This is a genomic window from Cupriavidus sp. 21MJTG02-4 (assembly GCF_057798975.1).
The window spans coordinates 52,134-73,375 of sequence record NZ_JBYOJP010000018.1 but is presented as its reverse complement, the minus strand read 5'-3'; the positions used below and the strand labels follow the sequence as shown (position 1 = coordinate 73,375).

General features: G+C 67.5%; 16 protein-coding genes and 1 pseudogene. 4 read left to right on the top strand and 13 right to left on the bottom strand.

The genetic code is table 11. The features are described from left to right. The first annotated feature begins 18 nt into the window (after nucleotides 1–18). A complete protein-coding gene (locus AC3FKH_RS28135) occupies nucleotides 19–729 on the top strand; it encodes a hypothetical protein (RefSeq protein ID WP_488678985.1) in 711 nt (236 codons plus the stop codon). A gap of 16 nt (nucleotides 730–745) precedes the next feature. Here the strand turns inward: AC3FKH_RS28135 and AC3FKH_RS28130 are convergent. From AC3FKH_RS28130 to AC3FKH_RS28120, 3 genes and pseudogenes are all read right to left on the bottom strand, one after another. Then, nucleotides 746–2,895, bottom strand: a pseudogene (locus tag AC3FKH_RS28130) (PQQ-dependent dehydrogenase, methanol/ethanol family). Between the two features lie 113 nt (nucleotides 2,896–3,008). Beyond that, nucleotides 3,009–4,430: an aldehyde dehydrogenase family protein gene (locus AC3FKH_RS28125; protein WP_488678984.1), complete on the bottom strand. Its 1,422-nt coding sequence runs from the start codon at nucleotides 4,428–4,430 to the stop codon at nucleotides 3,009–3,011. Between the two features lie 20 nt (nucleotides 4,431–4,450). Further along, nucleotides 4,451–5,353, bottom strand: coding sequence for a TauD/TfdA dioxygenase family protein (locus AC3FKH_RS28120; protein WP_488678983.1), 903 nt, complete (start codon nucleotides 5,351–5,353; stop codon nucleotides 4,451–4,453). Nucleotides 5,354–5,511: 158 nt separating this feature from the next. Here AC3FKH_RS28120 and AC3FKH_RS28115 point away from each other — a divergent pair, with 158 nt between their 5' ends. After that, nucleotides 5,512–6,222, top strand: a complete 711-nt coding sequence (locus AC3FKH_RS28115; protein WP_488678982.1) for a GntR family transcriptional regulator — start codon at nucleotides 5,512–5,514, stop codon at nucleotides 6,220–6,222. Here AC3FKH_RS28115 and AC3FKH_RS28110 read toward each other — a convergent pair. From AC3FKH_RS28110 to AC3FKH_RS28065, 10 genes are read right to left on the bottom strand one after another with little or no spacing between them, the layout of a single operon-like run. Beyond that, entirely contained in the window at nucleotides 6,219–7,979 is a 1,761-nt protein-coding gene (locus tag AC3FKH_RS28110) for a long-chain fatty acid--CoA ligase (protein ID WP_488678981.1), read from the bottom strand. The two genes, AC3FKH_RS28115 and AC3FKH_RS28110, sit on opposite strands and share 4 nt — an antisense overlap. 23 nt (nucleotides 7,980–8,002) lie before the next feature. Beyond that, entirely contained in the window at nucleotides 8,003–9,235 is a 1,233-nt protein-coding gene (locus AC3FKH_RS28105; RefSeq protein ID WP_488678980.1) for an acyl-CoA dehydrogenase family protein, read from the bottom strand. 56 nt (nucleotides 9,236–9,291) lie between these two features. Beyond that, nucleotides 9,292–11,445, bottom strand: coding sequence for an acetate--CoA ligase family protein (locus AC3FKH_RS28100; protein WP_488678979.1), 2,154 nt, complete (start codon nucleotides 11,443–11,445; stop codon nucleotides 9,292–9,294). Beyond that, on the bottom strand, nucleotides 11,445–11,843 hold the full coding sequence (locus tag AC3FKH_RS28095) for a Zn-ribbon domain-containing OB-fold protein (protein ID WP_488678978.1): 399 nt from the start codon (nucleotides 11,841–11,843) through the stop codon (nucleotides 11,445–11,447). Before AC3FKH_RS28095 ends, AC3FKH_RS28100 begins: the two co-directional genes overlap by 1 nt. A 19-nt stretch (nucleotides 11,844–11,862) precedes the next feature. Next, nucleotides 11,863–13,032, bottom strand: a complete 1,170-nt coding sequence (locus AC3FKH_RS28090) for a thiolase domain-containing protein (protein ID WP_488678977.1) — start codon at nucleotides 13,030–13,032, stop codon at nucleotides 11,863–11,865. A 10-nt stretch (nucleotides 13,033–13,042) separates the two neighbouring features. After that, nucleotides 13,043–13,957 carry an SDR family NAD(P)-dependent oxidoreductase gene (locus AC3FKH_RS28085; RefSeq protein WP_488678976.1) on the bottom strand — a complete coding sequence of 305 codons (915 nt, stop codon included), beginning with the start codon at nucleotides 13,955–13,957 and terminating at the stop codon, nucleotides 13,043–13,045. Between the two features lie 55 nt (nucleotides 13,958–14,012). Then, a complete protein-coding gene (locus AC3FKH_RS28080) occupies nucleotides 14,013–14,975 on the bottom strand; it encodes a Bug family tripartite tricarboxylate transporter substrate binding protein (RefSeq protein WP_488678975.1) in 963 nt (320 codons plus the stop codon). A gap of 59 nt (nucleotides 14,976–15,034) precedes the next feature. Continuing rightward, on the bottom strand, nucleotides 15,035–16,288 hold the full coding sequence (locus tag AC3FKH_RS28075; protein ID WP_488678974.1) for a CaiB/BaiF CoA transferase family protein: 1,254 nt from the start codon (nucleotides 16,286–16,288) through the stop codon (nucleotides 15,035–15,037). A 22-nt stretch (nucleotides 16,289–16,310) separates the two neighbouring features. Then, on the bottom strand, nucleotides 16,311–17,672 hold the full coding sequence (locus AC3FKH_RS28070) for an MmgE/PrpD family protein (protein ID WP_488678973.1): 1,362 nt from the start codon (nucleotides 17,670–17,672) through the stop codon (nucleotides 16,311–16,313). A 13-nt stretch (nucleotides 17,673–17,685) separates the two neighbouring features. Continuing rightward, complete coding sequence (locus AC3FKH_RS28065; RefSeq protein WP_488678972.1) at nucleotides 17,686–18,852, bottom strand: acyl-CoA dehydrogenase family protein; 1,167 nt, start codon at nucleotides 18,850–18,852, stop codon at nucleotides 17,686–17,688. Nucleotides 18,853–19,129: 277 nt separating this feature from the next. Between AC3FKH_RS28065 and AC3FKH_RS28060 the strand changes: the two genes are divergently transcribed. Both AC3FKH_RS28060 and AC3FKH_RS28055 read left to right on the top strand, forming a co-directional pair. Further along, a complete protein-coding gene (locus AC3FKH_RS28060; protein WP_488678971.1) occupies nucleotides 19,130–20,191 on the top strand; it encodes a MaoC family dehydratase in 1,062 nt (353 codons plus the stop codon). Between the two features lie 49 nt (nucleotides 20,192–20,240). Further along, nucleotides 20,241–21,236, top strand: a complete 996-nt coding sequence (locus AC3FKH_RS28055) for an HpcH/HpaI aldolase/citrate lyase family protein (RefSeq protein WP_488678970.1) — start codon at nucleotides 20,241–20,243, stop codon at nucleotides 21,234–21,236. The last annotated feature ends 6 nt before the right edge of the window (nucleotides 21,237–21,242 follow it).

Below are 21,242 nucleotides of genomic sequence, written 5' to 3'. Positions count from 1 at the left end.
CAAGGACAGGAGCGAGAAGTGAGCAGTTTGCAGAGAATGCGCGCCGCGCCGGAACAGGAAGCGGCCCCCGCGCGGCTGCTGCCGGTGATGAGCGAACTCAGGCGCGAAGTCCGGGCGCTCAGCCGCCGCGCGCACCGCATTGCGCTGGCGCGTGCGGCGGGCGGCGAGGATGACTACCGCCGGCAGTTGCGTGTCTTGTTCGAACAATGGGTAGACGAAGGTGCGCCGCAGGTACAGGTCGTGTGCTTCGCCTCGGCGGCCGAATTCGGACTGCCCATGCCGCGCCATGCCGAACGTTGCCGCCAGGCCGCCATGCGCGATGAGTCGCCCGCGCTGCGCGCGCTCTACTGGGCAGCGCTGCACCGCACACGGCACCGTGTCGGCGCGACTGCGCCGATGGCCGACGATGCGGTGACCGAAGATGCGGTGACCGAAGATGCGCCCGCGATGTCAGTCGGCAGTATCGAAGTGGCCGGGCCTGGCACGGATACTCGGACAAAGCCATTGTGCCGGCGTTGCGAACGGCTGCGGCTGGACGCGCGCTGCGCTGCCGGGCATGGTGCGCTGCGTCCGCTCGGCGAAGTCCGCGCCCGCAGCATTGGCGGCAGTGCGGTGTGCCAGACCCGCGAACACCAGTGCGAATCCTGCCAGACGCTGTGGACCGCGCATCGCAGCGCGGCCACGCCGTTCACGGCCTGGGCCATCAGCCGCCGCCCCGCCATAAGCTGACGGGGCAGCCCTGCGCTTACTGCCCGGCGACGGCCTTGGGCCGGATGGCGTCGGCCGTGCCCTGGATGAACGCCTTGATCTTCTCGACGTCGTCAGCGCTCAGCTTGCCACTGAAGTCCGGCATGCCGCGCACCATGGCCGGCCCCTTGAAGACGGACTTGTCCAGGTTCTGGATGTAGGTCGGGTGCATATAGCCCAGGTTGGGAACATTGCCGCCGCGGTCCACCCCGGGCACGCCATGGCAGGCCACGCAGTTGCTGACGTAGAGCCCGGCCCCGGCCTTCACGTTGGCCGGGTCGTAGCTCACGCCGGACAGCAGTTCGCCCACGCGCGCCTTGACGAACTCAGGCATGGGTGCCTTGCCGCCGACCGCGAACGTGTAGACCGTGCCGGGACCTTCGCGCTCCGCCGCACGGCGGAACACCCCGTACGCACCACCCCAGCCGACCGCGATCGACACATACTGCCTGCCGTCGACCATGTAGGTCATCGGCGCTGCGATCACGCCCGTGCCGGTCGGCGTCTCCCATAGCTTGTCGCCGTTGCGCGCGTCATAGGCGATGAAGCGGCCGTCGGAAGTGCCCTGGAACACCAGGTTGCCAGCCGTGGTCAGCGTGCCGCCGTTCCATGGCGCCACATACTCCTGCGTCCACGCGGCCTTCTGCTGCACCGGATCCCAGGCGATCAGGCGGCCGAAGGGCTTGTTGCCCGCGCTTGCGGCACCGAGGATCTTGCCGGTGTTCCAGCCCGTGTTGCTCTGGATCGCGCCGGGCGCGGTGGTGTTGAAACGCCAGCGCTTGTCGTCCATCAGGTTGGCGGGCACGTTCTGCGCCGGCACGTAGACCAGTCCGGTCTGCGGATTGAACGACATCGATTGCCAGTTGTGGCCGCCGTAGGGCCCGGGGATCGCGTCATACGGCTTGTCGGTCGCGCGTGCCTCAGGCACGTCCGCGGGCCGGCCATTGGCGTCGTACCCCGTGGTCCAGTTCACGTCGACATAGTTCCTCGCGGAGATGAACTGGCCATTGGTGCGGTCGATGACGAAGAAGAACCCGTTCTTCGGCGCATGCAGGATCACCTTGCGCGGCTGCCCGTCGATCTTCAGGTCGGCCAGGATCATCGGCGAGGTCGAGGTGTAGTCCCAGTTGTCGCCCGGGGTCTCCTGGTAGTGCCAGACGTACTTGCCGGTGTCGGGGTCGAGCGCGACGATCGACGCCAGGTACAGGTTGTCGCCGCCGGCCGGGCTGCGGGTGCGGTGCGCCCATGGCGAACCGTTGCCGGTACCCACGTACATCAGGTTCAGCTCGGGGTCAAAGGTCAGCGTGTCCCACGCCGTGCCGCCACCGCCGGCCTCCCACCATTTGCCGGCCGGGTCCCAGGTCTGCGCGGCGCGCGCCATCGAGGCATCCTCGAAAGGTTTGGACGGATCGCCCGGCACCGTGAACCAGCGCCATTTCTGCTCGCCGGTGCCCGCGTCGTAGGCCGTGATGTAGCCGCGTACGCCATACTCCGCGCCGCCGTTGCCGATGATGACCTTGCCCTTGTACACGCGCGGCGCACCGGTAATGGTGTAGGCGCGCCGATGGTCGATGATGGTGTCCTTTTCCCACAACTTGCGTCCGCTGGCCGCGTCCAGCGCGATCAGGCGGCCGTCGAAGGCGGCAACGAACACCTTGCCCTGGTACAGCGCCACGCCGCGGTTGACCACGTCGCAGCAGCCCTTGTAGCCGATGGACTTGTCGATCTTCGGGTCGAACGTCCATAGCCGCTTGCCCGTGCGGGTGTCGATCGCGTCACCACGCTCCAGGATGCGCTGACGTACATCACGCCGTCGACCACGACCGGCGTAGCCTCGACACCGCGCGTCGATTCCAGGTTGTAGGACCAGACCAGCCCGAGTTCGCGGACATTGCCGGCGTTGACCTGTCCGAGCCGGCTGAAGCGGGTCTCGGCATAGTCCAGGCCATAGCTTGGCCAGTCGTTGGTGGTCGCTGCATTCTTGCGGATGAAGTCGCCATCGACCTGGCGCGCGGCAGCGCCAGCGCGGGCGCTTGCGGTACCGTCAGCGTTGGCGGCTGCGGCCGCCACTGGCATGGTGGCGGCCAGGGCCAGCAGGGCGGCGGCACCGGTCTGCGCCGGGCGGCCGTGCCGGAAGGGTCGGCTCATGATGTCTCCTCATGCATTATTGTTGGAATGGCCGGCCCGGCCAGGCGGTGGGCTGGCTGAACGACACTATCGAAGTGGCCCGCTACAAAATATCCGGGCCGATCCCGATGGCATCAGAGCATTACAGACTTGCATTCGAGGAATTCGGTCAAACCGTGCGCGCCGTTTTCCCGTCCGTTGCCCGATGCCTTGTAGCCGCCGAACGGCATGGCCAGGTCGACCTGGGCGCCGTTGATGCGCACCGATCCCGCGCGCAGCCGGGCCGCCACGCGGCGCGCGCGCACCGTGTCGCCGGAAGCCACGTAGGCGGCCAGCCCGTACGGCGTGTCGTTGGCAATGGCAATGCCGTCTTCCTCGCCGTCGTACGGAATCATCGCCAGCACCGGACCGAAGATTTCCTCGCGGGCGATGGCCATGCCGTTGTGCACATCGGCAAAGACCGTCGGACGCGCGAAGAACCCGCGCTCGACGCCATCGGGCCGCCCGGCTCCGCCGGCGGCCACCCGCGCGCCTTCCTCCATGCCGATGCCGATCAGGCGCTGTACCTTCTCGTACTGCGCACGGTTGGAGATCGGCCCCATCTTCGTCGACGGATCGGCGGGGTCGCCGACGGGAATCGCGTTGGCGACCGCCGCCGCCACCGCCACGGCCTCCGCATAGCGCTCGCGCGGGACCAGCATGCGCGTCGGGGCAATGCAGGTCTGGCCGGTATTCATCATGACCTGCGTGACGCCGGTCGTTACCGCCACCTGCAAGTCGGCATCGTCCAGGATCAGCAGCGGGGACTTGCCGCCCAGTTCCTGGTGTACCCGCTTGACGGTCGGCGCCGCGCTCAGTGCCACCTCCACGCCCGCGCGCGTGGAACCCGTGATCGAAATCACGTCCACGTCGGGGTGGGACGACAGGCGTGCACCCACGGTCTTGCCTTCGCCATAGACCATGTTGAAGACGCCAGCCGGCGTGCCGGCCTCGTGCATGATTTCAGCGAAAATCGCGGCGTCGAGCGGGGCAATCTCCGACGGCTTGAGCACCACCGTGCAGCCGGCGGCGAGCGCCGCGGCGGTCTTGGCGCAGATCAGGCTCAGTGGCCAGTTCCACGCCGTGACGAGCGCGGCCACGCCGATCGCTTCATGCCGCACGTAGTTGTTGCCATAGGCGGTCTCGAACTCGAACTTGCGCAGCGTCTCGGTGGCGGCCGCGAGGTGAGCCAGGCCGATCGGCGCCTGCAGCGTCTTGCACAGCGTCACCGGTGCGCCGATTTCCGTGCGCACCGCCTCGGCAATTTCCGCCATGCGCGCCTTGTACAGCGCGGTAATGCGTTCGAGCAGCGCAATGCGCGTCTCCTTGCTGGTCCGCGACCACGCCGGGAAGGCCGCACGCGCGGCGGCGACGGCGCGGTCCACGTCGGCGGCCGTGCCGAGCGTGACCTTTCCGGCCAGCGCCTCGGTGGCCGGGTTGACGATGTCCATCTCGGTGGCGCCCGGGGCCGGGTCGACCCACTGGCCGTCGATGTAGAACTGGTTGAGTGTCTTCATGGTGCGAATTCCTTGTACGGTCACACCGGACGGTCGCCGATGATCGTGGCCCGGTTCATATGGCGCACGGCCGGGAAGTAGTCCTGCACGGCGTAGTGCTGGGTGGAACGGTTGTCCCACAGTGCCACCGTGTTTGCGCGCCAGCGCAGGCGCACCTGGTACTCGGGCGCGGCGGCCTGGCGGAACAGGTACTGCATCAGATCCATTTCTGCCACGCGAAAATCGGAGCCGATGCGGTATGGCTGCAGGCGCGCGTAGTTGGCGAAATGCGTGGTGAAGCCTTCGTTGACGTAGAGGATCTTTTCGCCGGTTTCTGGGTGGGTGCGCACCACCGGGTGGACCATGGGCGGGTACTGCTTGCGGATCTCGTCGTAGCGGTCGCCAGTCAGGCTCTGGCCGAAGGTCGGCATGGCGTCGTGCACGGCCTGCAGTTCGGCGATGCGCGCCTTCATGTCGTCGGGCAGCGCCTCGTAGGCGGCGGCCATGTTGACCCAGATGGTGTCGCCGCCCATGTCGGGACATTCCAGGCAGCGCAGCATCGAGCCCATCGACGGGACCTCGCGCCACGACACGTCCGAGTGGTACAGGTTCTCGCGGCCACGCTTTTCGCCGCCGCGGCCGAACACCACGAGCTCGGGATGTTCCGCGTGGTGCGGGATCATCGGGTGGACTTCCAGCTCGCCGAAGCGGCGTGCGGCGGCCACGTGCTGCGCGGGCGTGATCTCCTGGTCGCGGAAGAACAGCACCTTGTATTGCAGCAGCGCCTGGCGCAGCGCGCGATAGGTGGCGTCGTCCAGGTGGCCGAGATCAATGCCGTCGACTTCGGCGCCAATGGCAGGCGTGCAGGGACTGACGGCGAACGGCCAGGAATCGACGGGGGTGCGGGCGGGTGCGCGGGTTGCTGCTGTGGCTTCTGCTTGCATGGTGAGTCTCCGTTGCTCGGTAGTGTTGTCGTGGTCCGTCGAGGTTTGGACCCTGATCGTTGGTGCGGCATTACCTGTTATAACAGGTGTTCAGGATTCGATGAGACCTGTCATGATAGGTATAATCCCTGACCATCGCATCCATCAGAGGAAATCCCGTGACGCTGCCGAAATTCAAGGAGATCGAACAGGAACTTCGCCAGCGCATCCTGGACAGCCAGTGGCCACCGGGCGCGAAGCTGCCTTCCGAATCCGAGCTGACCACGGAGTTCGCGGTCAGCCGCATCACGGTGCGCCAGGCGCTTGCCGGGCTGCACAATGCGGGCCTGATCGAGAAGGTCAATGGCAAGGGCAGCTTCGTCGCGCGCCCGTCCGAACGGCCGGACCTGGGGCCGCTGAGCGGCTTCTACGAAGCGGGCAGGGCGAAGGGCAAGCTTGCCTATGGCAAGCTGGTGTCGGCCCGGATGATCAAGGCGCCGGCCTTTGCCGTATCGGCGCTCGCGCTGGAGGCAGGCGAGCGTGTGTTTTGCGTGAGCACCTTGCGCTACTGGGACGATGCGCCGGTCGGCTACTTCCAGGTGATGGGCCCCGAGGCGCGCATGCGGCGCCTGGCGGAAGAGGACCTGGAAACCAACGACATCATGACGCTGCTGGAAACGCAGCTCGGCTTCCGGCTGAAGGAACTCGCTTGCGAATCCACGGCCATTGCCGCCAGCGGCGAGGTCGCCCGGCGACTCGATGTGCCCGAAGGGTTCCCGCTGCTGCGCATCCGCAGCACGCCCCACGATATCGAAGGCCACCCCTTATGCTGCGCCGAGCTCTATTTCCGGGGTGACCGATTCAGCTACAAGTGGACGCTGTCGCGCTAGGCTTTGAGCTCAGGCAGCGGGCCGCCCTGCATTTCCTGTTCCTGTAGTTCGCGCCAGGCAACCTTGCCCGTGGCAGAGCGCGGCAGGCGCTCGACGACCTGCACGATGCGTGGCGCCTTGTAGGTCGCCATATTGCTGCGGCACCAGGCCAGGATCTCGTCTTCGCCGATGGGGTCGACGCCCGGCCGCAGCACGATGACGGCCTTCACCGTCTCGCCGCGGTGCGCATCCGGCGCCGCGATCACGCACGATTCGAGGATGGCCGGATGCGTGTGCAGGATGGCCTCCACCTCCGCCGGCCAGACCTTGTAGCCCGATGCATTGACCATGCGCTTGAGCCGGTCGCGCATCATGAAGTAGCCGTCCGCATCGATGCTGCCCAGGTCGCCCGTGCGGAAGAAGCGCTTGCCATCGATGACGATGAAGCTCTCGGCATTGGCTTGCGGCTTGTTCCAGTAGCCCAGCATGACCTGAGCGCCGTGCACGGCGATCTCGCCTACTTCGCCGACCGGCACTTCCTTCAGCGTGGCGGGATCTATCACACGCGCGTCCACGCCGTAGGTCCGCACGCCAAGATGGCCGTTGCGGGGCGCCGCGAGCGGATTGGCAATGATGAACGACGCCGTTTCGGTCAGGCCGTAGCCCTCGACAAACGTCAGCCCGTAGCGCTCCTTCATCAGCCGCGCCGTGCCTTCCGGTATGGCCGCGCCACCGCCCACCACGCAACTCAGGCTGCTCAGGTCGAAGGTCTCGATGCCGGGCTGCGCAAAGAACTCCACCAGCATCGGCGGCGGCGCTGCCCAGAAGGTGACGCGATGGCGCGAGATCAGTTCGGCCGCGGTGCGGCGATCCCAGCGCGGCAGCAGCACGATGGTGCCGCCGACATAGACCGGGCCATTGATGCCGTTCTGCAGGCCCAGCAGGTGGAACATCGGCGCCACCGCCAGGAAGCTCGACTCGGCGTGCGAGCGGCGCCACAGCTGCGAGCCCGCGACCGACGCCATCACGGTGCGGTGCGTATGCATGCACGCCTTGGAGGCGCCGGTCGTGCCGGAGGTATAGGGCAGCATGCAAAGGTCATCCGGCGTGCCGCGGTGCGGCCCTGGCTGATAAGCCCTGGCCACGGCCGTGAGCCACTGCACCACGCCTGCAGGCAACGGGGCATCTGCGGCACGCTGCCTGGCCCAGTCGGGAATAGCCAGGCCAGTGCCGCCGTCGGCCAGGTCCTCTTCCGCAAGCGCATCGCCATAGCTGTGGACGATGACGTTGCGCAGCGGCGTCGTGCCGATCAGCGGGGCGACCTGGGCGAGCAGTTCGCTGGCCGCGAACGCGGCCACGGCGCCGCTGTCGGTGACGATGTGGCGCAACTCGTCTTCCAGCAGCATCGCATTGGCCGGCACCACCACGGCGTCGGCACGCAGGATCGCGAAGTAGGCCGCGATGAACTGCGGACTGTTCTGGCTGAACAGCACGACCCGGTCGCCGCGCCCGACGCCGCAGGCCTGCTGCAGGTAGCCGGCCAGCCGCTCGACCTCGTCCAGCAGCGCCGCATAGGAGATCGCATTGCCGTAGAACTGGATCGCCGTCTTGCCCGGGAAGCGCCTCGCGGAGATCTCCAGGTTCTCGAACAGCGTCGTTTCGGGTACGTGGAAGCTCCGGGGCACCGGCCCCAGCGTCACGGATTTGTCCACGTGCAGCGTGCCGGCGGGATACGTGGCGGCATGGCCGGTGCCGGGCAGGTAGGGAGTCATGGTCATGGCAGGCAAAGGTAAGGGGCGTTTCAGAATGCCATGTCGCCGTCGAGCAACCGGCGTGCGATGGTACGGCGCTGGATCTCCGACGTGCCATCCGGAATCCGCATGGTACGCACGAACCGGTAGCCGGCTTCTAGCCGGAGCTCATTGGTCAGCCCCATGCCGCCGTGGACCTGCATGGCGCGGTCGAACACGCGGCACGCCATTTCCGTGGCCGAGGCCTTGACGATGGACACTTCCTTGGTCGCCGGCAGGTTGTTGTCCACCAGCCAGGCACAGTGGCGGACCATCGACTTGGTGGCGTAGATGTCCATGGCGCACTCGGCCAGCATGATCTGCACGGCCTGGTGATCGCCAATCGGCTGACCGAAGGTCTTGCGCACCTTGGCATAGGCAACGGCCTGCTCCAGGGCCCATTCCGCCAGGCCCAGGCAGCTTGCCGCCATGCTCAGGCGCCCCGCGTTCACGCCGTCCAGCGCAACCGAGAGACCGCGATCCACCGGCCCGAGCCGATGAGTATCCGGCACGCGCACGTTCTCGAGCGAGATGATGCCGATGTCCGCACCGAGGTGTCCCATGACGGGAATCACGCTCGGCACCGAGAAGCCCGGCGTGCTGGTCGGCAGGAAGAAGCCGGTGATGCCGCCCTTGTGCGCGCGCGCCTTCTCCTCGTCGGTCACCGCGAAGATCATGGCGTAGTCGGCGTACGGCGCGTTGGTGATCCACTGCTTGGTACCGTTGATGACCCAGTGGTCACCGTCACGGACGGCGCGCGTGCGCATGCCGAACACGTCGGAGCCGGCGTCGGGCTCGGACAGGCCGAAGCACATTGTCTTGTCGCCGCTGGCCAGGTCGTCATGCACCGTCTCCAGCACCGCCGGATCAAGGTGCCTGAGCACCGGCGACAGCCCGTTGGTGAACGGGGAGGGCAGCACCACGGTCTGCACCAGATGGCGCTCCGGCCCGCAGTGCGCGTTCAGGCGCTCCTGGATATAGACGGCGGCCTGCGGCCCCAGCCCGCCGCCACCGAGCGATTCGGCCGACAGTGCGGTGTAGAAGCCCAGCTCGGCCGAACGCATGCGGACCTGGCGGCGCAGTGCGAGGATTTCGGGCGCGTAGCGGCGTTCTGCGGTGTAAACCGTGCGCTCGCTGGCGAGCAGTGCGCGGTGCTCTTTCTCGAGCGCGGCCACTTCGCGGTCGACGAATTTGATAAGCGCATCGCCGAATTCGACCCACTCGCTCGGGATCTCGAAATTCATGGTGGAAGTCTCCTTGGTCTGTGTGCGCCCGGCACATGCCGGGCCTTGCATGTTGTCTATTGGCGAACCCCGGCCGCGGCCGGCCCGACGTCGATCACCGCATCGGCCGCGAATGCGCCCTTGCCGGCCGGCATCGCAAACACCGGGTTCAGGTCCACCGCCTGCAAACGCGGCCCTGCCGCCACCGCAAACGAGGACAGGCGCGACAGCGTGCGTGCGAGCGCGGCAATGTCCGCCACCGGCCGCCCGCGCGCGCCCAGCAGCAGTGGCGCACCCTTGATCGAGCGGATCAGCTTCTCGGCCACGTCCTCGCCAAAGGGGCAGCGGTGGAACACCACGTCCTTGAGGACTTCGACGAACACACCGCCGAGCCCGAACATGGCAATCGGCCCGAATACCGGATCGCGCTTGATGCCCATGATGCATTCGACCCCGCCGCTGACCTGGCGCGCGACCAGCACGCCTTCGATGCGGGCGTCGGGCATGGCCTGGCGCGCCCGCGCCGTCAGCGTCGCGAAGCCTGCGCGCACGGCATCCTCGTCCTGCACGTCGAGCAGTACGCCGCCGATCTCGGACTTGTGCAGGATGTCCGGCGACAGGATCTTCATGACGACCGGGAAGCCGAATTCCCGCGCGGCCAGCACGGCAGCTTCCGCCAGGCCACAGGCTCGCTCGGGCACGCAGGCAATGCCGGCTTCGGCAAGGATCTGCTTGGCCTGGGCTTCGCTCGGTGTCTCGGCCGGCAGCGCAACCGGAGGCACGGCAGGCGGCGGCAGCGCATCCTGCGCGGCAAAGGCCCGGCCGAAGCGGCCCATCGCCGCAATCGCGGTGACCGCGCGCGTCGGGTCCCCGAACACCGTGAAGCCTGCCTCCTCATAGGTGCGAAGCACTTCCGCCGGACCTTGCAGGACGAGCACGTAGAGCCGGTCCGGGTAGCGTTCCCGCACGAGAGAGAGTTGCTCGCGCAGCGTCGGCGCCACGGCTGGCGTGGCGCCGGCATAGGTAAAGAAGCCCAGCACCGAGCGGTAGCCGCCTTCACTGACCATGGCCTCGGTAAACGGCCGGATCAGCGACAGGTCGTTGACGAACTGCGCCGTGGTGTCGACCGGGTTGCGCGGCGCGCAGATCGGCAGGAGTTCAAGCAGCCGCGCCTGCGCGGCGGCCGGCATCTCGGGCATCGGCAGGCCCAGTTCCTCGGCCGCGTCGGACACGATCACCCCGGCGCCGCCGCTCACGGTAATCACGCCCAGCGTGTTGTGGGCCGGATAGACGCCGCGCGTGGCCAGCCGCACGATGTCCAGCATCTCTTCGGTGCTGCGCGCGCGCACCACGCCAAGCTCGGCCAGCACGGTGTCGACAACGGCGTCGTCGCCGGCGATCGAAGCGGTGTGCGAGCGCGCCGCCGCGCCGCCGACTTCGCTGCGACCGACTTTCATCATCACCACCGGCTTGCGCGCCTGGCGCGCGGCCTGGAGGGCGGCGACCAGGCCATCGCCATCGTTGATGCCTTCGGAGTACAGTGCGATCACGCTGGTGCGCGGGTCGTCCACCAGCAGGCGCACCACTTCGCCGAGCGAGATATCGGCCTCGTTGCCGGTCATGACGATGCTGGACAGGCCGATGTCGGCGGCCTGCGCCGCCATGACCAGATGGCCGCCATAGGCGCCGGACTGGCTGACAATGCCGACTCCGCCCGCACGCACCGGTCCCAGCGCGATGCTGGAGGCAAAGCTGCCGACAAAGCCGGTATGGACATTGATCAGGCCCAGCGCATTTGGCCCGAGCAGGCGCATGCCGGTGCGGCGCGCCACGGCCAGCAGTTCCTCCTGGCGGGCCACACCCTCGCCACCCACCTCGGCAAAGCCCGCGCTGAACAGGATCGCCGCGCGGGTGCCGCGCTCGCCAAGCGCCGTCACGACGTCGAGCACTTGCGCGGCCGGCACCGCCACGATCGCGACATCTGGCACCTCGGGCAGGTCGGCCACGGACGGATACGCGGGCAGGCCCTGGACTTCTCGCCGGTTCGGGTTGACAGGCAGGATGCGCCCTGCGAAGCCGAGCTGGATCATGGCGGCGATCGGACGGCCGCCGATGCGGGCAGGGTCGTCCGACGCGCCAACGACAGCGACGGAACGGGGATCGAGCAGGATGTCCGGCAAGGCGGGAACAGTCATGGGATCAGTGGCAATCAGGTAGGTTGGGAAGGGCATCAGGCCAGCGTGAAGGTCGGAACGGGCGCGCCGCCTTCGCTCGGCGAGAACCTGACCTGTACCTTCTGGCCGATGCGCACGCGGTCCAGGTCGCAGTCGACGATATGCGTCATCATCGAGACGCCTTCCTCCAGCGTCACGTAGGCGATGCAGAACGGATTCGGCCCCGCGCGGCGCGTCACGCTGAACGCGTAGATCGTGCCGCGTCCGCTGGCTTCCTTCCACGTGGTGTTGCCCATGCAGAACGGGCACAGCACGCGCGGGTACCAGTGCGGCTTGCCGCAGGACTCGCATACCTTGACCAGCAGGCGGCCTTCGCGCGCGGCCTGCCAGAACGCGGTGTTGTCCGGCTGTTCGTCCGGCGCCTTGTAAGTCAGGGGGACATGAGGAGTGGTCATCGGATAGCTTCCGCTTGGTTCATTGCTCGCGTTCGAGAATCAGCGTGGCGCTGCCGTGCCGGCTGCCCAGGTAGCCGCCGGTGCCTTGCGCCAGCGCCAGGTCGCAGTTCGGCACCTGCACGGCGGGGTGGGCTTCGCCGCGCAACTGGCGCACGGCTTCGATTACCTTGGTGATGCCACCGCGGTTGGCCGGATGGTTGTTGCACAGCCCGCCGCCGTCGGTATTGACCGGCAGCCTGCCCACGCCCGAGATCAGGTTGCCGTCGGCCACGAAGCGGCCGCCTTCGCCCTTCTTGCAGAAGCCCAGGTCTTCGAGCTGCATCAGCACGGTGATGGTGAAGCTGTCGTAGATCGACGCGTACTTGATGTCGGCCGGCGTGACGCCCGCTTCGGCGAACGCCGCCGCGCCCGATACGCGCGCGCCCGACCAGCTCAGGTCGACTTCGCCGCCAAGCTGGCCCTTCACGTGTTCGCCGGCACCCAGTATGCGGACCTTCGGGCGGTTCAGCCTTGCCGCGATCTCCGGGCGCGCGACGATCAGCGCGCCGCCGCCGTCGGACACCACGCAGCAGTCGAGCTTGCGCAGCGGGTCGGAGATCATCGGGGAATTCAGCACGTCTTCCACCGTCACCAGGTCTCGCAGCATGGCATGCGGGTTGTGCTGCGCATGGTGCGACGCCGCTACCTTGATCCACGCGAGTTGCTCCGGCGTGGTCCCGTACTCGAACATATGGCGCATCGCCACCATGCCATAGAGGTTCACCGTGACCGGGTTGAACGGCGCTTCGAAGGGCGCGTCGGGCAGGTTGGCGCCCCAGTTGCGCGCCTGCGTGCCACTGGAGCCTTCGGAGCGCGGCCGCCCGGCCAGCGTGATCAGCGCGACATTGCACTTGCCGGCCGCAATCGCCTGCGCGGCATGCGAGACGTGCACCAGGTAGGCGGAGCCGCCGGTATCGGTCGAATCGACATGGCGGACCTTGAGGCCGAGGTAGTCGATCATGTTGACCGCGCCCAGCCCCGGCGCGTCGCCCGCGCAGAAGTAGCCGTCGACGTCGGACAGCGACAGTCCGGCATCCTCGAGGGCGCCGCGCGCGCTCTCGGCATGCAATTGCGCCACGCTCTTGTCCGGCGCCTTGCGGGTCGGGTGCTCGTAGGCCCCGACGATATAGGCCTTGCCTTTGATGGTCATGGCAGCGCTCTCAGATAGGGTCCCAGCCGATCACGTCGGGCGAACGCTCGAGCTTGAAGAAGCTGTTGCGCATGGCCGGCACGGCGATCTCGCCGATTGCTTCCGGCGTCCAGCCTTCGCTCATGTGCACCGAGCGCACCGGGCGCGAATGGCTCATCAGCATGATTTCGTTGGCGCGCACGGCGAAGATCTGGCCGCTGACCTCGCGCGCGGCATCGCTGGCAAGGAACACCGCCATGGGCGCGATCTTGTTGGCTTCCATCTTCTGCAGCTTGGCCACACGCGCCTTTTCCTCCGGCGTCTCGGAAGGGATCGAACTGGTCATGCGGCTCCACGCGAACGGCGCGATGCAGTTCGAGCGCACGTTGAAACGCTGCATGTCCAGCGCGATCGACTTCGACAGCGCGACGATGCCCAGCTTGGCCGCCGCATAGTTGGCCTGGCCCAGGTTGCCGATCAGGCCCGAGGTGGAAGTCATGTGCACGAAGGCACCGCCTTCCTGGTCCTTGAAGTAGTTGGCCGCCGCACGGCTCACGAAGAAGGTGCCGTGCAGGTGCACGTCGATCACCGAACGCCATTCTTCTTCGGCCATCTTGAAGAACATGCGGTCACGCAGGTTGCCGGCGTTGTTGACCACGGCGTCGATGCGGCCGAAGTTGTCGAGCGCGCACTGGACGATATTGTGGGCACCGTTCCAGCTCGACACGCTGTCGGTGTTGGCCACGGCTTTGCCGCCGGCCGCACGGATTTCTTCCACCACGCGCTGCGCGGGTCCGGCATCGGCGCCATCGCCGGACATCGACACGCCCAGGTCGTTGACCACGACCCTGGCCCCGGCGGCCGCCATGGCCAGTGCGATGCCACGGCCGATGCCGCCGCCCGCGCCCGTGACCAGTACTACCTTGTCTTGCGTCGTTGCACTCATGCTCTTGCTCCTGTTGTCTGGTTTGACTGGCGGCTGGATGCCGCCGGCATGGCGTTCATTGCGCCTCGATCTTGGCCTTCGTGATGACGTCGGTCCACAGCGCCAGGTCCTGCCGCAGGCGCTCGGTGAACTGGGCCGGGCCGCTGATGCTGGGGGCATAGCCGGCACGCGCCAGGCTCTGCTGGAAAGCGGCGTTGTTGCCCACCTCGCGGTTCGCCGCCACCAGACGGTCCACCACGGCGGGCGGCAGGCCCGGCGGGCCGATCAGGCCGAACCAGCCGCTCACGTCGAAGCCCTTGATCCCGGACTCGGCCACGGTCGGCACGCCGGGCAGCGCAGCGTTGCGCGTCGGTGAGGTCACGGCCAGCGCGCGCAGCTTCCCGCCCTGCACGTACCCGATCGCGGTGCCCGTGACGTCGAACATGAAGCCGATCTTGCCGCCGATCAGGTCGGTGACGGCCGGGGCATTGCCCTTGTACGGCACATGGAGGAAGCGCACGCCGCCGCGCTGGGCCAGCAATTCGGCTGCCAGGTGATTCGATGCGCCGACGCCTGCGGAGCCGAATGCGAGCCCGTCGGGATTCGCCTTGGCATCGCCGATCAGGTCATTCACGCTGTGCAGCGGAGAGTCGTTCGCGACCAGCAGCACGTTGGTGTAGGTATTGAGCAGGCCCACCAGCGTAAAGTCCTTGAGCGGCTTGTAGGTGGCCGTCTTCTGGACCAGCGGCGCCATGGTCAGGGTCGGGCTGCCGACGAAGAACAGCGTATAGCCGTCCGGGCTTGCCTTGGCCGTGAGCGACGCGGCAATGGCGCCACCGGCGCCAGCGCGGTTGTCGACCACGACCGGCTGCCCCAGCGCTGTGCCGAGATGCTGCGCATAGACCCGCGCTGCGCTGTCGACGGGCCCGCCCGCCGCATAGCCGACGATGAGCTTGACCGGCCGCGACGGGTAGTGGTCGGATGCACTGGCAAGGCTGGCCAGCGCACCCAGTACGCCGGCGATGATCCATCTCTTCATACTTGTCTCCCTGGTTTGCCGCCGCCTGGATGGCGGCGGGGGCGATTCGATGTCGGACACTAGGCCACGACGCGCTGCGCCTTCAGCGCCCGGATACCGTCCTCGGCATAGCCGATCGCGCCCAGGATCTCGTCGGTGTGCTCGCCCAGCAGCGGGGCGCGGCACCGCACGGCGCCCGGGGTATCGCTCAGCTTGATCGGTACGCCGGCGATCTTCACCGGGGTAGCCGAGCCGGGCTGCTCCACGTCCACCAGCATTTCGCGGACGGCGTAGTGCTTGTCCGCGAAGATCTCGGCCGACGTGTAGACCGGACCGAACGGCACCTTGCCGCCCAGCGCTTCTGCGATGTCTTCCTTGCTGCGTGCAGCGGTGAAGGCTTCGATGGCGTCGATCACCTGCTGCTGGTGCTGTACGCGCGCGGCGTTGGTGGCAAAGGCGGGGTCCTGCGCCATCTCCGGGCGGCCGATGGCGACGGCCAGCTTTTCCCAGAAGGCGTCGGTCGCGCAGGCAATCGACACATGGCCGTCGCGCGCGCGGAACAGGCCGAACGGGCACAGCAGCGGATGGCGGTTGCCCTCCGGCGCGGGCACCGCACCCGTGTAGGAGGTCTGGTAGACGATGCGCTCGCACATGGCCAGCACCGCGTCGGTCATGGCGACATCGACGAACTGGCCCTGGCCGGTTTCGCGCGCGCGGCTGACCGCCGCCAGGATGCCGATGCACAGCATCAGGGCCGGCACGGTATCGCCCACGCCGGGGCCGATCTTGGTCGGCGTGTCGCGGTCGGGGCCGGTGATGCCCATCATCCCGCCCATGGCCTGCGAGACCACGTCGTACGCCGGCCACTGCGCATACGGGCTTTCGCCGCTGCGCGGATCGCCGAAGCCGCGCACCGTGCCGTAGACCAGGCGCGGGTTGGTTTCGCGCAGGGTTTCGTAGGAAAAGCCAAGACGCTCCATCACGCCAGCGCGGAAGTTCTCCACCACCACGTCGGCGTCGTCGATCAGCCTGCGCAGGATCTCGCGGCCCGTGCCGGTCTTCAGGTCCAGCGCAATCGAGCGCTTGTTGCGGTTGACGCTCTGGAAATAGCCGCCGAAATCCTTCAGCGTGTCGTCTGCGCAAAACGGCCCGGTGACGCGCGTGCCGTCGCCGGTCATGGCCTCGACCTTGATCACGTCGGCACCGTGGTCGGCCAGGATCTGCGTGCAGAACGGACCGGCCAGCATCTGCGTGAGGTCGACCACGCGCAGGCCGGCGAGGGCGCCGGTGGATTTGCCGTGGGAGCGGGCGTCGAAAGGGGCTTGGGGCTGCATAGTTGACTCCAACATTGGCTGGTCAGGCGGCATCGCCGGCCATCCAGGCGTGCAGGCGCGGATACAGGTCCGATGCCGGATGGGTGTCCAGGGTTTCGACGAAATCCCAGAGTGCCTGCGCCGGGCGCGTGCCAAGCAAGGCCTCGACCTTGCCGCGCAGGCTGGCGGCGCGGGTGGCATAGGGCATCGGGTCGCTGAGTTCGATGGTGCAGCTCAGCGATGCGCCGGATGCCGTCACGACAGTGGCCCGGCAGGCGGTATCGGCAATGGCCGGGTCGGGGCGGATCTCGACACGACGTGCCAGTTCCATCAGCGCGGGAGCACGGCAATTGGCATCGGAGAACGACGCGAGCGCGGCCGTGTCGACACCGGCCAGCACCATCGCGGCCGTCAGCGACAGGCTGAACTTCGCTTCCAGCCCCGCTGCCGGCTCGGCAATACAGCAGACCGGCAGCCACTGCGGTGCGATGGCCAGCGAGATCGCGTCGATATCCTGCGCCTGCAGTCCGTGCCGGGCACGCAAGGTCTTCAGCGCTTCGAGTGCCGGGTGGGTGCCATGGCAGCAGGCGTGGAACTTGTGCTGGACGTCGACAAAGCGGAACGTCTCGGGCAGGCCGGCAAACGGATCGTCGATGCAACCTTGTCCGGCGCCATGGGTGGCGGCAAACCCGGCGGCACATTCGATCGCATCGGGCCGCGCGACAAAGCCCAGCGACGCAAGCGTGGCGACTTCCACGCCGGTAGACGCTGCCATGCCCGCGTGGAATGGCTTGGCCATGGTGCCGAACTGGCACTTCAGTCCGGACGCACGCGTCGCGGCGAGGCCCAGGGCATGAACAGCCTGCTCCGTGTCGAGGCCAAGCAGGCGCGCAGCGGCGGCAGCAGCGCCAAAGGCCCCGGAGGTCGCGGTCTGGTGAAAGCCGGCGTTGTAGTGCGGCCGGCCCAGCCAGCCGCCAACGCGGCAGGTCACCTCGACGCCGGTCAGGAAGGCTTCGAGCAGGGCGCGTCCACTGGCCTGCTGCTGTTCAGCGACCGCCATTGCGGCGGGCAGCACGGCCACGCTCGGATGGCCGACAAAATCGAAATGCGTGTCGTCGTAATCGAGCGCATGCGCGGCTGCCCCGTTGAGCAGCGCGGCCGCACGGGCAGGGATGCGCTGCGCCAGGCCAAAGGCGCTGGCCTGCGGCGCGCCGTCCTCGCGGCGCACCATCTCGCGCACGGCCTGGCTGACCGGTTCCTGCGCGCCGGCGATCGCCACGGCCAGGCAGTCATAGACGGACAGCCGGGCGACGTCGAGCGCGTGCGCGGGAAACCGCAGCGAACCATCCACCGCCAGGCTGGCGGCGCGCGCGGTGATGGCGGTGGGCACGGTGGCTTGCGTCATCGCGTGCACCGGCTCAGGCTGCGACCTTGCCCAGCATCGCATCGGAGATGATGCGCATCTGGATCTCGGACGTGCCTTCGAAGATCTTGGTCAGCCTTGCATCGCGCCAGTAGCGCTCGGCCGCGAAATGCGTGGTGTAGCCTGCGCCGCCGTGGATCTGCAGGCCTTCGCTGGTGACGCGCTCGCACATCTCGCTCGCGAACAGCTTGACCATCGACGCCTCGGTGTCGGCGCGCAGGCCTTCATCGATCTTCTCGCACACCGTATAGAGCAGGGCGCGCGAAGCCTCGATCTGGGTCGCCATATCGGCCAGCTTGAAGCGGATCGCCTGGAAGTTGCCGATCGGGTTGCCGAACTGGGCGCGGTCCTTCGCGTACTGGATCGAATCCTCCAGGCTGCCCTGCGCCAGGCCGATGGAGCGCGCGGCGGTATGGGCGCGCGCGGTTTCGAGTCCGGCCGTGGCGAGATAGAACGCCTTGCCTTCGTCGCCGACCATCTTCGCATGCGGCACGCGGCAGCCGTCGAAGGCCAGTTCCCAGGTGGTCCAGCCGTGGTAGCCGATCTTCGGGATGATGCTGCCCTTGACGCCTTCAGGCAGTTGGCCGCGCGGCTTTTCCACCATGAAGGCGGACAGGCCCTTGTGGCGCGCCTTGGGATCGATCACGGGATCGGTGCGGCAGATGACGAGAATGAAGTCCGACTCGTCGGCAAACGTGCACCAGTACTTGCTGCCCGTGATGACCCAGTCGTCGCCATCGCGCACGGCGCGACAGGCGATATTGGCCACGTCGGAGCCGGCGTTGGGTTCCGACAGCGAAAACGCACCGAGTAACTCGCCACGCGCCATGCGCGGCAGGTACTCGGCCTTCTTCCCGGGCGAAAGGCCCTTCAGCGCGCCGATCAGGCCATTGCCACGTGCGATCAGGCTGCCCACGCTCATCCAGCCGCGCGAGAGCTGCTCGGCCACCAGGCAGTACTCGTAGGCGCCCAGGCCCAGGCCGCCGTATTCCTCGGGAATCAGGATGCCGAAGTAGCCGAGTTCGGCCATCTCGTCGATCAGCTCGCGCGGGATCTGGCCCTTTTCCGGGTCCAGCTTGTTGGCGATGGGCAGCACGCGCTCCATCGTGAACTGGCGCGCGGCCTCCTGGATCATGCGCCGCTCTTCGGTCAGTTTTTGCACCTTGCACTCCTGGCGGTAGCCTGTGATTCGCCTGTTTGGCGACGTTTATGTACGTACATAGTAGCTGGAGAGAGTGGGTGGGTGGCAAGCCTTATCGCGGATACCCACCCAAACTGGGTGGGTATATTTCCGCAATCTACACGGCATACACAAAGGGCCTTCTGGTGATTTCCAGTTGACAGGCCTGGTTTCGCCAATCACTATGTACGGACATAAAACGAGTGACGGGACGATGCGGCAGCGTGACGCCCGAGGCCAGAGGGACAAGGAAACGGATATGAAGAAGGACCGCAGCGGCAACTATTTCGAGGATTTCCGCGTCGGCATGCGGATCAGCCATGCCACGCCGCGCACGTTGACCGAGGGCGACCGCAGCCTGTACATCGGCCTGACCGGCAGCCGCGCGGCGCTATGCACGGCCGAGACCAATGCCCGGCAGCTCGGCTTCGAGCGCCGGCCGCTGGAAGACCTGCTGGTGTTCAACACCGCGTTCGGCAAGACCGTGCCGGATATCTCGCTCAATGCCGTGGCGAACCTCGGTTACGCGGAAGTGCGCTTTATTTCGCACGTGTATCCGGGCGATACGCTGGCCGTGGATACCGAAGTCATCGGCCTGAAAGAGAACTCCAACCGCAAGAGCGGGGTGGTCTACGTGCGCTCCACGGCCCGTAACCAGCATGGCCGCGAGGTGCTGAGCTGGGTGCGCTGGGTGATGGTGCACAAGCGCGACCACGGCGCCGCCTGCGGCGAGGCCGTGGTGCCTGCCACCGAGACGGCGGTGCCGGCCGAGCGACTGCGCCGCAGCGACTACACCGCCCGCGTGCGCGAGATCGCCGCCATGACCGGCTTCGACGACCTGTGGGAAGACTACGCGGTGGGCGAGCGCATCGACCACCCGGGCGCGATGACGATCAACGACAGCGACCACAGCCTGGCCACGCGTCTCTACCAGAACACGGCGCGCGCGCATTTCGACGGCCACGCCATGGCGGCGAACGGCGGCCAGCGGCTGGTCTATGGGGGCCACATCATCTCGGTCTGCCGCGCGCTGGCCTACGACGGGCTGGAAAACGGCCTGTCGGTCCTGGCCATCAACGGCGGCAGCCACGTGAACCCGAGCTACGCCGGCGACACCATTGCCTGCGCCACCCAGGTGCTGGACAAGATCGACCTGGGCCAGGAACACGTCGGCGGGCTGCGCCTGCGCATGATCGGCGTGAAGAACGCCAGCGGCGCATCCGTTGCCTTCCCGGAGCCGGGGCAGGGCAGGCCGGCGCACCCGTCCAACGTGGTGCTCGACCTCGACTACACCATCGCCATCCCCAAACGCCAGCGGTAAGCCCCGCGCGGGCAGCCCCGATGCATCCAACCACCCAGCGAGACTAGACATGACCACCGCAACGCACCCGAACGACGCTCTCTTTGCCGGCGAAAAGGCATTCCCCGTGCTGGCCGCCTGTGAACACTTTGCCGGCAGCGAAAAGCTGATCGGCAAGGCCATGGACCTGCAGGTCGAATACGGCCCGGTCTTCGACGTGACTTGCGATTGCGAGGACGGCGCCGCCGCCGGCCAGGAGCGCGAGCACGCCGAAATGGTCGCGCGCATGATCGCCTCGGATCGCAACGTCCATGCCCGTGCCGGGGCACGCATCCATGACCCGTCGCATCCGTCCTGGCGCCAGGACGTGGACATCATCGTGGGCGGCGCCGGCAGCCGCCTGGCGTATATCACCGTGCCCAAGGCCACCAACAGCGGCCAGGTCGCCGAGGTGATCCGTTATATCGGCGAGGCCGGCAAGAAGGCCGGCCTGGACAAGCCGGTGCCGGTGCACGTGCTGATCGAGACCCATGGCGCGCTGCGCGACGTGTTCCAGATTGTCGGGCTGCCGAACATCGAAGTGCTGGACTTCGGCCTGATGGACTTCGTCAGCGGCCACCACGGCGCGATCCCGGCCGCCGCCATGCGCAGCCCCGGTCAGTTCGAGCACGCGCTGCTGGCGCGTGCCAAGGCCGACATGGTGGCGGCGGCGCTGGCCAACGGCATCGTGCCGGCCCACAACGTGTGCCTGAACCTGAAGGACGCCGACGTGATTGCCGGCGACGCGCGCCGCGCGCGCAACGAATTCGGCTTCCTGCGCATGTGGAGCATCTACCCGGCGCAGATCCAGCCGATCGTCAACGCCATGCGCCCGGACTTCACCGAAGTGGAAGACGCGGCTGGCATCCTGGTAGCGGCGCAGGACGCCGATTGGGGCCCGATCCAGTACAAGGGCGAACTGCACGACCGTGCCACCTACCGCTACTTCTGGGAGGTGCTGCAGAAGGCCAAGGTCACCGGCATGGCGCTGCCGGCCGAGGCGGAGCGCCGCTTCTTCGCGCACTGACGGAGT